Annotated in this window: 9 protein-coding genes; all 9 read right to left on the bottom strand. The window is 72.9% G+C overall.

What is annotated here, in order from left to right:
- Position 1: 1 nt before the first annotated feature.
- The 9 genes from AC6CQV_RS00775 to AC6CQV_RS00735 all read right to left on the bottom strand — a co-directional run bounded on the left by AC6CQV_RS00775 (position 2) and on the right by AC6CQV_RS00735 (position 13,727).
- Positions 2-634: a CMD domain protein gene (locus AC6CQV_RS00775; RefSeq protein WP_498260002.1), complete on the bottom strand. Its 633-nt coding sequence runs from the start codon at positions 632-634 to the stop codon at positions 2-4.
- Positions 631-1,707: a putative FMN-dependent luciferase-like monooxygenase gene (locus AC6CQV_RS00770; RefSeq protein ID WP_498260001.1), complete on the bottom strand. Its 1,077-nt coding sequence runs from the start codon at positions 1,705-1,707 to the stop codon at positions 631-633. Before AC6CQV_RS00770 ends, AC6CQV_RS00775 begins: the two co-directional genes overlap by 4 nt.
- Positions 1,704-3,386 carry a dipeptide ABC transporter ATP-binding protein gene (locus AC6CQV_RS00765; RefSeq protein WP_498260000.1) on the bottom strand — a complete coding sequence of 561 codons (1,683 nt, stop codon included), beginning with the start codon at positions 3,384-3,386 and terminating at the stop codon, positions 1,704-1,706. The genes AC6CQV_RS00770 and AC6CQV_RS00765 overlap by 4 nt, the downstream gene beginning before the upstream one ends.
- Entirely contained in the window at positions 3,383-4,279 is an 897-nt protein-coding gene (locus AC6CQV_RS00760) for an ABC transporter permease (protein ID WP_061782447.1), read from the bottom strand. Before AC6CQV_RS00760 ends, AC6CQV_RS00765 begins: the two co-directional genes overlap by 4 nt.
- Positions 4,276-5,325, bottom strand: a complete 1,050-nt coding sequence (locus AC6CQV_RS00755) for an ABC transporter permease (RefSeq protein ID WP_498259999.1) — start codon at positions 5,323-5,325, stop codon at positions 4,276-4,278. The genes AC6CQV_RS00760 and AC6CQV_RS00755 overlap by 4 nt, the downstream gene beginning before the upstream one ends.
- Before the next feature lie 34 nt (positions 5,326-5,359).
- The gene (locus tag AC6CQV_RS00750) at positions 5,360-7,015 is read right to left on the bottom strand and encodes a TIGR04028 family ABC transporter substrate-binding protein (RefSeq protein ID WP_498259998.1); all 1,656 of its coding nucleotides are present in this window, start codon (positions 7,013-7,015) and stop codon (positions 5,360-5,362) included.
- Between the two features lie 425 nt (positions 7,016-7,440).
- On the bottom strand, positions 7,441-9,945 hold the full coding sequence (gene treY / locus AC6CQV_RS00745; protein WP_498259997.1) for a malto-oligosyltrehalose synthase: 2,505 nt from the start codon (positions 9,943-9,945) through the stop codon (positions 7,441-7,443).
- A gap of 2 nt (positions 9,946-9,947) precedes the next feature.
- Positions 9,948-12,158, bottom strand: a complete 2,211-nt coding sequence (glgX, locus tag AC6CQV_RS00740; RefSeq protein WP_101306927.1) for a glycogen debranching protein GlgX — start codon at positions 12,156-12,158, stop codon at positions 9,948-9,950.
- Positions 12,159-12,428: 270 nt separating this feature from the next.
- The gene (locus AC6CQV_RS00735) at positions 12,429-13,727 is read right to left on the bottom strand and encodes an FGGY family carbohydrate kinase (protein WP_498259996.1); all 1,299 of its coding nucleotides are present in this window, start codon (positions 13,725-13,727) and stop codon (positions 12,429-12,431) included.
- Positions 13,728-13,798 lie beyond the last annotated feature (71 nt).

Raw genomic sequence — 13,798 nt, 5'->3', positions numbered from 1 at the left:
GTCAGGCTCCTTCGGACACGGCGGCGGCGGGAACGGCGACGGAGGCCGCGGCGAGCGTGCGCAGCCCCCACGCGACCCGCAACTGGAACGTGAGGAACGCGACGAGCTGCGACAGCGACACGATGTCGTCGGGGCTCCATCCGGCATCCACAAGGGCCTGGATCGCCTCGGCGCGGGCCTCGCGCGGACGAAAGACGAGCAGGTGCGTGTGCGTGAAGGCGGCCGCCAGTCGCGTCTGGAGCGCCTCCGCGGTCGCCGCGTCGGGTGTCCAGCGCGCGCCGTCGGTGGACTCCCCCTGCAGACGCGGCTCGCGGTAGGCGCCGAACGGCCCGGTCGCGGCGGCGGAGGCCGCGGCCGCCGCGACGACGGAGGTCAGCGCGGGGGCCTCGTCGCCGAGGAGGTCGCCGTAGAACGCCGTCGCCTCGGCGAACCCGTGCAGCTGCGAGACGAAGGAGGCCACCGCGTACCGCTCGGCGAGCGGGAAGGTGCCCGGGTCGGTGGGCTCGAGGAGCGCCTCGAAGCTGCGCTGCGCGTTCTCCCGCGCCTGCGCGCGCTGATCGCGCACGGCGGCGAGCGCGTCGCCCGGCGCGATGCCGGCCAGCAGGTCGATGATGTCGGCGGTGGGCGTGCTCATGCGATTCCTTCCGTGGGGGTGCCGGCGAAGGCGAGCGGCCGGTGCGCGCGATGGAGGTCGGCGGCGGCGTCGGGGCCGACGGTGAAGCCGAGGCGCGGAGCGACCTCGTCGGCGAGCAGCTGCAGCGAGCGGAGCGTGAGCTCGTGGGTCGCCGCGATCGAGTGCACCTGGAACGACACGTCGCTGGCCGCCGGCAGCGTCTGGTCGGCCGACAGCGACGCCACGACCTCGTCGACCGTGCCCACATGGGTGTCGGTGATCCGGACGAGCTCGTCGAGCGAGACCCCCTCGGTGTCGATGCCGAACATCGTGCGGGCGAGGTGGCGCAGGCCGTCGCCGGCCAGTTCGAGGGCGCGCGTGCGGTCCTCGGGATCGACGACGAGCGCGGTCCGCGACGCGAGGATGCGCACGGGCGCACCCTCGGGCAGGGCGGCGCGGTACGCCTCGATGATCGGCAGCTGCAGCTCGTGCAGCGGCGCGTCGGGAGCTTCCGGCGTGCGCGGCTGCGTGCGCGACAGCAGCAGGCCGTCGCCCCGCTCGCCCGCGCGGCGTCCGCCGTCGACCGAGAAGGTCGCCTGCCAGATGCGCGCCGACAGGTCGCCCGCGGCGGGGTAGATGTGCGAGTCGGTGCCGCGGACGCCGCGGCCCTCGAGTGCGTCGAGGAGCACGTCGAGGTGGTCGGCGAAGATCTCCCGCCGCCGGTCGGACTCCCGCCCGAACGCCGCGAACGACGACGGCGTGCCGCCGGTGGCCAGACCCAGCTGCACGCGCCCGCCGCTCAGCTGATCGAGCACGGTGGCGTCCTCCGCGACCCGCAGCGGGTCGTCGAGGGGCAGCGTGACGACACCGGTCGCCAGCGCGATGCGGCTCGTGCGCTCCGCCGCGGCGGCCAGCAGCACGAACGGCGAGGGCAGCCCGCCCTCGTGCTCGCCGAAGTGGTGCTGCGCGACCCAGGCCGACGCGAAGCCGCTGCGCTCGGCCTGGGCGATCTGCTCGATCGCGAACCGGTAGCGGTCGGCGGCGGACGCCTCTTCGAGCACGCGGCTGAAGAAGCCGAGACGGGGGCCGCTCATGCGGGTACCTCTTCCTTGCGGGGGGCGGTCGGGTCGGGGGGCGTCGCCGTCTCCTCGCGCAGCGATGCGCCCGGGATCGCGGCGAGCAGCTCGCGGGTGTACTCGTGCTGCGGACGGTCGAAGACGGTCGCGGCGGCGCCGTGCTCGACCTGGCGGCCGCGGCGCAGCACCGAGACGGTGTCGGCGATCTGGCGGACGACGGCGAGGTCGTGCGAGATGAACACGTAGGTGAGGCCGAGCTCGCTCTGCAGCCGCGCGAGCAGCCGCAGGATCTGCGCCTGCACCGTCACGTCGAGCGCCGAGACCGCCTCGTCGAGCACGACCAGCTCGGGTTCGACGATCAGCGCCCGGGCGATCGCGACGCGCTGGCGCTGCCCTCCGGAGAGCTCCCGCGGATGCCGCGCCCCGATCTCGGGCGCGAGCGCGACCAGCTCGAGGTGGTGCGCCACGCGGTCGGCGCGGTCGGCGCGGGAGCCGATGCCGAAGTTGCGCAGGGGCTCGGCGAGGATGTCGGCGATGCTCTGGCGCGGATCGAGCGACGCGTACGGGTTCTGGTACACGAGCTGGGTGGTGCGGTGGAACGCGCGCCGCGCGCGCCCGCCCGACAGCGCCGTGACCTCCGTGCCGCCGACGCGGATGGTCCCGCGCGTCGGGCTGTTGAAGCCCGCGATCGAGCGCCCCGTGGTGGTTTTGCCCGAGCCCGACTCCCCGACGAGCGCGTGGGTCGTGCCGCGGGCGACGGTGAACGACACGTCGTCGACCGCCCGCAGCGGCGAGCGTCCCGCGCGGCGGAACTCCTGCGTGAGCGCGGAGACCTCCACGAGCGTGTCCGCGCCGGCCGCGGCATCCGGGGCGACCCGGTCGACGACGCGCGCGAGCGACGGCGCATCGGCGAGGAGGGTGCGGGTGTACGCGGATGCGGGCGCCGCGAGGACCGCGGCCGTCGCTCCGGCCTCCTGCACCTGACCGGCGCGCATCACCACGAGCGCATCCGAACGATCGGCCGCGACGGCGAGGTCGTGCGTGATGAAGAGGATGCCGGTGCCCGTCTCGGCCCGGAGCTCATCGAGCAGGTCGAGGACCGTCCGCTGCACCGTCACGTCGAGCGCACTGGTGGGCTCGTCGGCGATGATCAGCTCGGGCTGCAGCGCGAGAGCCGCCGCGATGAGGACGCGCTGGCGCATCCCGCCCGACAGCTCGTGCGGGTACTGGCGCGCGCGGGTCTCGGGGTCGTCGATGCCGACGCGCTCGAGCAGGTCGATGACGCGCGTCTGGATCTTGGCGCGGTCCTTCCAGCCGTGGATGCGCAGCGCCTCCGCGACGCTCCATCCGATCGTCGCGGCCGGGTTCAGCGAGTTGCCCGGGTCCTGCGGGATGAGCGCGATGCAGCGTCCGCGCAGGTGCCGCCAGCGCCGCTCCGACAGTCCCACGAGCTCGGTGGGTCCGTCCGTGCGCTCGGACAGGCGGATGCTGCCGCCGGCCACGCGGCCGTTGCCGGCCAGGAGGCCGATGACCGCCTGCGCCACGGTGGTCTTGCCCGAGCCCGACTCGCCGACGAGCGCCGTGACCGACCCCGCCTCGACATCGAACGAGACGCCGCGCACGGCGTCGACGGGGCCCCGGCGGGTGCGGTACTGCACGGCCAGGTCGCGGATGGACAGCAGCGGCTGCGCGCTCACGCGGCATCGCCTCCTCTGAGGGCCTGGCTGAGGCGGTTGGTGGCCAGCACGACGAACACGACGATGAGACCGGGAAGCACGGTCAGCCACCAGGCCGTCGCGACGTAGTTGCGCCCCTCGGCGATGAGCAGACCCCACTCGGGCGTGGGCGGCGGAGCGCCGTAGCCGAGGAAGCCGAGGGTGGAGATCTGCAGGATCGCCGAGCCGAACTGCAGAGCGGCCAGGGCGATCACCGGGGTCAGCGAGTTGGGGAGGATGTGCCGCCAGAGCACGCCGAAGAAGGTGCCGCCGGAGCCGTAGGCGGCCTCGACGAAATCGGTGACGCGCACGCTGACCACGCGGGAGCGCGCGAGACGCGCGAACACGGCGATCGACGTCACACCGACCGCCACCGCGGCGCTGGTGGTGCCGAAGCCGAGCAGGATGACCACGCTCAGCGACAGCAGCAGGGCCGGGATCGCGAGGAGCACGTCGACCACGCGCATGAGCACCTCGTCGACGGGCCCGCCGAGGGCGCCGGCCGCCAGTCCGATGGCCGTTCCCACAATGAGTCCGACGAGCACGGCGACGAGCGCGCCGATGATCGACTGCGACGCGCCGTAGACGACGCGGGCGTAGAGGTCGCGGCCCGTGGCGTCGGTGCCGAACCAGTGCTCGGCGCTCGGCGCCTGCAGCGCGGGCGCGACGGTCTCCGTCGGGTTCTGGCTCGTGAACAGGCTCGGGAACAGCGCCCACAGCAGGGCCACGACGATCACGAGGGCCGGGACGACGAAGCCGGCGCGCGAGAGGAGGCTCCGCCAGCGGAGGCGGCGATCGGCGGCGGGAGCGCCGGGGCCGGAGCCGCCGGGTGCCGTGTCGCCGGCGAGGCCGGCGGTGGTGGCGAGCGCGGTCATCGGGTCTCTCCTCGGGTTGCGGCGCCGACGGGGTCGCCGACCTCGGCATCCAGGCGCTCGTCGACGGCGCGCTCCGCGGCATCCGTCTCATCGGCCGCGCTCGCGCCGCCGCGGGTGCGGCCGGCGGTGCGCAGCCGCGCGTCGAGCACGGGGTAGAGCAGATCGACGATCAGGTTGATGACGACGAAGGCGACGGTGGAGATCACGACCACGGCCAGCAGCACCGGGGTGTCGCGGTTCGCGACGGCCTGGGCGGTGAGCTGGCCGATGCCGGCCCGCGCGAACACCGTCTCGGTGACGACGGCGCCGCCGACGAGCTCGCCGAACAGCAGACCCGCCATCGTGAGCGTCGGCAGGAGGGCGTTGCGGGCGACGTTGCGCCACAGCAACCACGGCGTGCTCGCGCCGCGGGCGCGGACGACCGCGACGAACGGCTGCTCGCGCACCTCGTCGATCGAGCGCATGAGCACCTGCGCCAGCGGAGCGGCGATCGGGATCGCGAGCGTGATCACGGGCAGGATGAGCGCCTGCACCGGGTCGGCCCCGATCACCGGGACGAGCCCGAGGCGGAACGAGAAGACCTGGATCAGGATGATGCCGATCCAGAAGACCGGCAGCGAGACGAACAGCGGGGGGATGCTGCGGAAGACGCGCCGCAGCGCCCGCCCGGCGCCGTACGTCGCGGTGAACGCGATCGTCACCGCCAGGAAGACCGCGAGCGCGAGGCCGAGCACGGCCAGCGTGAGCGTCGGCGGCAACGCGGTCGCGATCAGGTCGGAGACGGCGGCGCCGCTGGCCACCGAATAGCCGAAGTCTCCCGTCAGGAAGCCCGCGATCGAGCGGAAGTACTGGACGATGAGCGGCTGATCGGCACCCAGCGACTGGCGGATCGCCTCGATCTGCTCGGGGGTGAGCCCCAGCTCGGGGCTCCCGTACCGGGCGATGACGGCATCGCCCGGGAGGGCCGCCAGCAGCAGATAGGCCGCCGTGTAGGCCAGAGCGAGGACGAGCACCGCCTGGCCCACACGACGAAGGACGTACGACATGGATTCTCCGTGAACCGGTCCGGGAACCGGGTTCTCAGCCTGCGAGCCAGGTCGAGTAGAACGTCGGGCGACCGACCGACTCCGTCTCGAAGCCCTGCACCTTGGCGGTCAGGCCGAACACCTGCGGCTCCTCGAAGATCGGCAGGATGTACGCGTTCTCGGCGAGGTACTTCTGCGCCGCCTCGGACGCCGCCTGACGCTCGGCCGTCGTGGGCTCGGACGCGATCGCCTGCAGCAGCGTGTCGAGCTCCGGGTCGCCGACGGTGCCGTCGGCCGGGTTGAGGTTGAGCAGCGTGTTGCGGTTCTTGGAGAAGTACTGGGACTTCAGCACATCGAAGTCCGCGCGGCCGACCATCGAGTGGTACACCTGGATCGTGCTCTGATCGGTCGACGCCTTGGTCTGCGCGGCCATGTCGCCCGCGAACAGCGACACCTGGATGCCGAGCTTGCCCAGCTGCTCCTGGATGAGGGTCACGACCTCCTTGGAGCGCGGCTGCGGCAGCGCCTCGTTGAAGGAGAGCGTCAGCTTCTCGCCGTCCTTCGCGCGGATGCCGTCGGAGCCCAGCGTCCAGCCGGCCTCGTCGAGCAGGGCGGCCGCCTTCTCCGGGTCGTACGTGTAGTACGACGAGGTGTCGACGTAGCCGAGGGCGGTCGTGGCGAGCGCACCGGTGGCGAGGGGGTAGTTCTTCGTGAACAGGGTGTCGACGATCTTCTGACGGTCGATGCCGGCGATGATCGCCTGGCGCACCCGCACGTCGGCCAGACGCGGCTCGCGGAAGCGGAAGCTCAGGCCGTTGTTGACGCCGTTGGTCGCGGCGGCGTGCAGCGACAGGCCGCCGGCCGCGAACTGGGCCTCGTCGGGTGCGGGGATGTTGCGGGCGATGTCGGCCTGGCCGGCGACGACCGTGCCGACGCGGACGCTGTTCTCGGCGGCGACGACGTAGTCGATGCCGTCGAGGTAGGCGGCGCCCTGGTGCTTCAGCGACGGCGGCGCCCAGTTGTAGTCCTTGCGCGCGGTCACGCTGGTCTGCGTGCCGATCTGCTCGTCGGAGATGACGAACGGGCCGCTGCCGATGATCTTGGTGGCGTTGCCGGGGCCGAACTGCTCGCTCGTGCGGTCGAGCGTCGCGTCGGAGAGCAGCCCCGAGTTGATGGTCGAGACGGCCTGGGCGAAGCCGGGCGACGGTGCCGTGAAGTGGAAGACGACCGTGTGCTCGCCGGTGACCTCACCGTGGTCGTAGTTGTTGATCGCCTCGGACACGGTCAGGGCGCGACCCTTGTCGCCCTTGCCGTAGAGGTCGATGTTCTTGACGACGTTGGCCGCGGTCAGCGGCGTGCCGTCGGAGTAGGTGACGTCGGTGCGCAGATCGAACGTGTACTCGGTCGCGTCGTCGTTGACCTTGTAGTCGGTCGCGATCCACGGCTCGAGCTCGAGCGTCTCGGGGTTCTGGTAGAGCAGACGGTCGGTGATGTTGTTGACGATGCCGCCGTTGGGGTAGAAGCCCGCGGACGGCGGATACAGCGTCGTCCAGGTCTGCGGCTCGAGGTAGGTCAGGGTGCCGCCGGTCTTCGGCTCGCCGCTGCCGTCCGAGGCGGACGGAGCGGAGGCGCCGGAGGCGCAGCCGGCGAGGAGGGCGACCACGGCGACGGTGGATGCCGCCGCGAGGGCCGTGCGGGTGAATCGGGACATGGTGGTCTCCTGGGATGCGCCGGATGGCGCTGCGGTGTTCGGGATGATCCAGCCCACCATGCGACCCGAGGGCGGAGCCAGTCGCCGGTCACGGGGCGTAAGCGTTCGTCACGAAACGTCATACGCGCTGCGTTTCGACTCGCTGCGCTCGCTCAACGACCGGCGGGGAGCGCTGCGTTTCGACTCGCTGCGCTCGCTCAACGACCGGCGGGGAGCGACCCCCCGCGCTCGCTCGACGACCGGCGGGAGCGACCCTCCGCGCTCGCTCGACGACCGACGGGAGCAACCCCCCGCGCTCGCTCGACGACCGGCGGGAGCGACCCCCCGCGCTCGCTCGACGACCGGCGCCCCGCCTCAGCCCCCGGTCGTTGAGCGAGCGGCGCAGCCGCGAGTCGAAACGCCCCGGCCCCGTCCGCGCCGAGCGGTCAGTCGGCCGCGACCAGCAGCGCGACCGGCAGGTCGGCGAGCACGGCGGCCAGGGGCGCGGCCCCGCCGGCGAGCTCGCGGCCCGTGAACGCATCGCGCCAGCGCCCCGCGGGCAGCAGCACCGCGGCGTCGCCCCAGCCGCCGCGCGCCGCGAGCCCGACGGGCAGACGCGTCGCCACCGCGATCGCACCGCCCCGGTCGAACGCGACGGCGTGCGCGGATGCCGCGCCGACGACGGGCAGCGGCGTGTACCGCGTGAACAGGTCGGGCCGGTCGCGGCGCAGCCGCAGGGTCCGCGACACGACGAGGAGCTTGGCGCCGCCGGTGCCGTCGAGCGGCGGCATCCACCCGTCGTCGAGCCGTGCGAGCAGCGCGCGGCGGCCGGCGAAGTCGACGGGGCGGCGGTTGTCGGGGTCGACGAGCGAGAGGTCCCACAGCTCCGTGCCCTGGTAGACGTCGGGCACGCCGGGTCCGGCCAGCTGCAGCAGCTTCGCCGACAGGGAGTTCGATCGGCCCGCCTCCACCACCTCGCCGACGAGCGCCTCGACCGTCGGCCGCGCGGACGCGAACGCGGCCTCCACGAGCCCGTGGACCCGCGCCTCGAAGGCCTCGTCGGGGTCTGTCCAGCTCGTACCCACGCCGCCCTCGCGGGCCGCCTTCTCGGCGTAGCCGTGCAGGCGCTCGGGCAGGGCGGGGTCATCTGACCACGCGCCGACCACCGCCTGCCACAGGAGCGCATCGAGGGGGCCGTCGCCGGTGGACGCCGCCGCACGGAGCGCGTCCAGCGCCTCGGCCCAGCGACCGGGGATCTCCGCGAGCACCGAGAGACGCGCCCGCACGTCCTCGGAGCGCTTCGTGTCGTGCGTCGTCAGGGCCGTCAGGGTGTGGGGCCACGAGGCCTGGCGACGCGCGAACGCGGCGTGGAGTCCGGCGACGTCGAGCGCGAACCGCGACGGATCGCCGCCGACCTCGGTGAGCGACGTCAGCCGCGTGTACCGGTAGAACGCGCGGTCCTCCACGCCCTTGGCGGTCACCGGGCCGGTGGTCTGCATGAAGCGCCGCGACAGCTCGGCGTCCGCATCGGCGACGACCTCCGCCAGCGCGACGAGGGCATCGGCGAGGTCGGGCCGGCGCGCGGATGCCGTGGCCACGGCATCCGCCAGCAGCTCGCGGCCGGCCGGGAGGTACGCGCGGTAGACGGGGAAGGCGGCGAGCAGCTCCGCGAACGCGTCACGCGCACGGTCGTCGCCGAGGTCGGCGCGCACGGCGTCCGGCAGGCAGCGGATGAGGCGACCGACCTCGGCGGCCTGCGACGTGTCGGCGATCTCGCGTTTGGTGCCGCCGATCATGTCGTGCCAGTCCCCCGGCCCGCCGCGCAAGCGCTCGTCGAGCGCGGTCAGCGCCGGCGCACCGGCGGGGTCGACGAGCACCCGGTCGATCTCGCCGAGGGCGTCGTAGCCGGTGGTGCCGTCGGTGGCCCACCAGCCGGGCAGCTCCTCCCCCGGCTCGAGGATCTTCTCGACGTAGACGGGGAAGGCTCGTTTCGACGCGGCGCTGCGCGCCTCGCTCAACGACCGGGAAGCATCCTCCTCCCCCGCCGAGCGGGAAGCGCCCACGTGCCGGTCGTCGAGCGCGCGCAGCGCATCGGAACGCGCCTCCCGCGCGTCCGCGACCGCCGCGGCGAGCGCGTCGAGGTAGCCGCCCGGATCGGCGAGGCCGTCGGGGTGGTCGATGCGCAGCCCGTCGACGAGCCCCTCGCGCACCCACCGCAGGATCTCCCCGTGCGACGCGGCGAAGACCTCGGGCAGCTCCACCCGCACGCCCGCGAGCGAGGTGACGGTGAAGAAGCGCCGGTAGTTCAGCTCCTCGGCATCCCGCCGCCACGACGTCACCCGCCAGTGCTGCCGCTCCAGCACGTCGCGCACCGCGAGGCGGTCGGTCGTCGCGTGCAGCGGCGCGGTGCCGGGGGCCAGCGGCAGCACGAGGTCGTAGTAGCGCGCCGTGCCGAAACCGTCGTCGTCGGCCGCCGGGGGTGCCACCTCGATCTCGCCGCGACCCAGCACCTCGTCGAGCGTCCCGCCGAGCACCGGCAGCACGACGCGCTCGGCGCCGTGCTCCCAGTCGATGTCGAACGCGGCCGCGTGCGCCGAGCGGCGCCCGTGGGTGAGCACGTCCCACCACCACGGGTTCTCGGTCGGGTCGGCGACGCCCTGATGGTTCGGCACGATGTCCACGAGGATGCCGAGACCGGCGTCACGTGCCGCCGCGACGAAACGCGACAGCCCGCCCGGACCGCCGCGGTCGGCGTCCACGCGCGTGGGGTCGACGACGTCGTAGCCGTGGTCGGAGCCGGCCGCCGCCTGCAGGATCGGTGACAGGTAGGCCCACTCGACGCCAAGGTCGCGCAGATAGCCGGTGACGGTGGCCGCGGCATCCAGGTCGAACGACGCCCGCACCTGGAGGCGGTAGGTCGAGGCGGGGCGGGGCGCCGTGGCATCCGACATGATCAGTGCGGCAGCTCGGCCTGCGGCGCGGGAGAGCGGACGATGTCGATCGGCACCGTGAGGGCCGCGAGCGACGCGGCGACCGAATGGTCGACGTCGGGCTTCTCCTCCTGATAGTCGCGCAGGACGATCAGCGAGCGCCCCGCCAGCTCGATGGCCTCTCCGCCGTTGCGCGGGTACGTGTCGGTGAGCTGGCCGGTCGTGTCGACCACGATCTCCCACTTCGGGCTGAACTCGGCGCGCGGGATCGTGAACTCGAGCCCTTCGTCACCCGCGTTGAACAGGATGAAGAAGTGGCGGTCCTCGATCTGCTCGCCGCGACGGTCGCGCTCACGGATGCCGGCGCCGTTGAGGAACACGCCGACGGCGCGCCCGAAGCCCGACTCCCAGTCCTCCGGCTGCATCTCGGTGCCGTCGGGACGCAGCCACGCGATGTCCGGCAGCGGAGCCCCCTCTTCGCGGCGGACGGGGCGCCCGTCGAAGAAGCGGCTGCGCCGGAAGGTCGGGTGCTCGCGGCGCAGGCGCGCGAGCGCCGCCGTGAACTCGACCAGCGGCTGATCGACGTGGCTCCAGTCGATCCACGTGATCTCGTTGTCCTGCGCGTAGCCGTTGTTGTTGCCGCCCTGCGTGCGTCCGAGCTCGTCGCCGTGCGAGATCATCGGCACGCCCTGGCTCAGCAGCAGGGTCGCGAGGAAGTTGCGCTGCTGGCGGGCGCGCAGCGTGAGAACGCCCTGGTCGTCGGTGGGGCCCTCGACGCCGCAGTTCCAGGACCGGTTGTGCGATTCGCCGTCGTTGTTGTCCTCGCCGTTGGCCTCGTTGTGCTTCTCGTTGTACGACACGAGGTCGCGGAGCGTGAAGCCGTCGTGGGCGGTGACGAAGTTGATGGATGCCACGGGTCGCCGCCCCGAGTTCTCGTAGAGGTCCGCCGAGCCGGTCAGGCGCGACGCGAACTCGCCGAGGGTGGCCGGCTCGCCGCGCCACAGGTCGCGGACGGTGTCGCGGTACTTGCCGTTCCACTCCGTCCACTGCGGCGGGAAGTTGCCCACCTGGTAGCCGCCGGGGCCGATGTCCCACGGCTCGGCGATGAGCTTGACCTGCGAGATCACCGGATCCTGCTGCACGATCTCGAAGAAGGCCGCGAGCCGGTCGACCTCGTAGAACTCGCGGGCGAGGGTCGCGGCGAGGTCGAACCGGAAGCCGTCGACGTGCATCTCGAGCACCCAGTAGCGCAGCGAGTCCATGATCAGCTGCAGCGTGTGCGGGTTGCCCACGTTCATGCTGTTGCCGGTGCCGGTGTAGTCGGTGTAGTACCGCTTGTCGTCGGCCTCGAGGCGGTAATACGCCTCGTTGTCGATGCCGCGCATGGAGAGGGTCGGGCCCAGGTGGTTGCCCTCCGCGGTGTGGTTGTAGACCACGTCGAGGATGACCTCGATGCCGGCGGCGTGCAGCGCCTTCACCATGCTCTTGAACTCCTGCACCTGCTGGCCGCGCTGGCCGGTCGAGGCGTAGGTGTTCTGCGGGGCGAGGAAGGCGATCGTGTTGTAGCCCCAGTAGTTGCTGAGACCCTTCTCCTGCAGCGTGGAGTCGTTGACGAACTGGTGCACCGGCATGAGCTCGATGGCCGTGACGCCGATGTGCTTGAGGTGCTCGATGATCGCCGGGTGCGCGATCGCGCTGTAGGTGCCGCGGATCTCCTCGGGGATCTCCGGGTGCAGCTCGGTGAGGCCCTTCACGTGGGCCTCGTAGATGACGGTCTCGGCATACGGCGTCTTCGGCTGCCGGTCGCCGGCCCAGTCGAAGAACGGGTTGACGACGACGCCCTTCATCATCGCGTGCGCCGAATCCTCGTCGTTGCGGGAGTCGGGGTCGCCGAAGTCGTAGCCGAACACCTCCTGGCCCCACTGCACCTGACCCTCGACGGCCTTCGCGTAGGGGTCGAGCAGCAGCTTGTTCGGGTTGAAGCGCTGGCCGTTCGCCGGGTCGTTCGGCCCGTGGACGCGGTAGCCGTAGCGCTGGCCCGGCTGCACGGTCGGCAGGTAGACGTGCCAGACGAACGCGTCGACGTCGCGCATCTCGATGCGCGTCTCCTTGCCCCGGTCACCGAACAGGCAGAGCTCGACCCGCTCCGCGCCCTCGCTGAAGAGAGCGAAGTTGGTTCCGCTGCCGTCGAAGGTCGCCCCGAGCGGGTACGCGGATCCTGGCCATGACTGCATGTGCGACTCCCTGTTCGATGACATCGCTCGGTGACATCGCTGCCACACCGTGACGAGACCGCCCCGTGACGAGATCAGCCTAGGGGGCGGATCCTCGCACCGGGGTGTCGGGCGGTGGGTCTGGACGGGGGCGCGCGGAGTTGCTATGCACCCTCGGCATCCCCGCGAGAAACCAGCCCCGGCGCGAGAGAGACGTGCAGAGGAGATGTCTCGCGTCGGGGATGGTTTCTCGACGGCTGCCGGATGCCGGCTCGGGCGAGGGGGATGCCGTCAGGCGGGGAGGAGGCGGGCGGCTTGGCGGGCGGCGCCGAGCGCGACGTACTCCCCCGGTGCGGGCACCTCGACCGGCACGCCCAGCACGTCGGGCGCGATGCGGCGGACGGCCGCCGACTGCGCCCCGCCGCCGACGAGCAGCGCGCGCTCGATCGGCACGCCGAGCCCGCGGATCGCGTCGAGGCCGGCGGCGAGCCCGCGCAGCATCCCCTCGACGGCGGCGCGGGCGAGGTTCTCGCGCGTCGTGGAGGCGAGCGTCATCCCGGTCAGCTCCGCGGTCGCGTCGGGCAGGTTCGGTGTGCGCTCGCCTTCGAAGTAGGGCAGCAGCCGCAGCCCGCCGGCCCCGGATGCCGCGGCCAGCGCGAGCGCGCTGAGGCCGTCGTGGTCGACGGCGAGCAGCCGGGCGGTCACGTCCAGCACGCGCGCGGCGTTGAGCGTCGCCACCAGCGGGAGGAAGTGGCCGTCGGCATCGGCGAAGCCCGCGACGGTGCCGGTCGGGTCGATCGTCCGCTCCGCGCTGACCGCGAACACCGTGCCGCTGGTCCCGATCGACACGACGACATCGCCGACACCGGCTCCGACCCCGAAGGCAGCCGCCGCGTTGTCGCCCGCGCCCGCGCCGACGCGGCGCCCGTCGGCATCCGCGACCGACTCGAGCGGGCCGAGCACCCGCGGCAGCGCGGCGTCGTGGCCGAGGGCGGCGACGAGCAGCTCGCGGTCGTAGCCGTCGGTCGCCGGATCCCAGTAGCCGGTGCCCGACGCGTCGGAGCGATCGGTGATCAGCTCGTCGAACGCCGGGGCGCCGTCGGCGACGGGGCCGTAGCCGCGCAGCCGCCACGTCAGCCAGTCGTGCGGGAGCGCCACGGCGGCGACGGCCGCGGCGTTGTCGGGTTCGGCGTCGCGCAGCCATCGGAGCTTCGTGATCGTGAACGAGGCCACCGGCACGACTCCCGTGCGCGCGGCCAGGGCGTCGGCGCCGAACTCGGCGATCAGATCCGCCGCCGCCCCCGCCGAGCGGGTGTCGTTCCACAGCAGGGCGTCGCGCACGACCCGACCCTGCGCGTCGAGGGCGACCATGCCGTGCTGCTGCCCGCCGATCGCCCAGGCGGCGACGTCGGCGATGCCGCCGGCATCCGCGATCGCCGCCTGCAGAGCGACCCACCACGCCTCGGGATCGACGCTCGTGCCGTCGGGATGCGACGCGCGCCCCGTGCGCACGACGGCGCCCGTCGCGGTGTCGACGATGACGACCTTGCAGGACTGCGTCGAGCTGTCGACGCCCATCACGAGTGCCATGTCGGCATCCTCATCTCTTCGTGAGTCGGGGGCGTCCGCGCGTGAGACCCCGGCCGGACGACCAGGGTCTC

Source organism: Microbacterium sp. EG9, assembly GCF_059759475.1.
The sequence above is the reverse complement of the archived record's forward strand: the minus strand, read 5'-3'. Positions and strand labels throughout refer to the sequence as shown.

Excerpts from the sequence above, each read along its gene's own strand:
- AC6CQV_RS00770 (WP_498260001.1), bottom strand. The coding sequence starts at position 1,707 with ATGAGCGGCCCCCGTCTCGGCTTCTTCAGCCGCGTGCTCGAAGAGGCG.
- AC6CQV_RS00760 (WP_061782447.1), bottom strand. The coding sequence starts at position 4,279 with ATGACCGCGCTCGCCACCACCGCCGGCCTCGCCGGCGACACGGCACCC.
- AC6CQV_RS00750 (WP_498259998.1), bottom strand. The coding sequence starts at position 7,015 with ATGTCCCGATTCACCCGCACGGCCCTCGCGGCGGCATCCACCGTCGCC.
- glgX (WP_101306927.1), bottom strand. The coding sequence starts at position 12,158 with ATGCAGTCATGGCCAGGATCCGCGTACCCGCTCGGGGCGACCTTCGAC.
- AC6CQV_RS00775 (WP_498260002.1), bottom strand. The coding sequence starts at position 634 with ATGAGCACGCCCACCGCCGACATCATCGACCTGCTGGCCGGCATCGCG.
- treY (WP_498259997.1), bottom strand. The coding sequence starts at position 9,945 with ATGTCGGATGCCACGGCGCCCCGCCCCGCCTCGACCTACCGCCTCCAG.
- AC6CQV_RS00735 (WP_498259996.1), bottom strand. The coding sequence starts at position 13,727 with ATGGCACTCGTGATGGGCGTCGACAGCTCGACGCAGTCCTGCAAGGTC.
- AC6CQV_RS00755 (WP_498259999.1), bottom strand. The coding sequence starts at position 5,325 with ATGTCGTACGTCCTTCGTCGTGTGGGCCAGGCGGTGCTCGTCCTCGCT.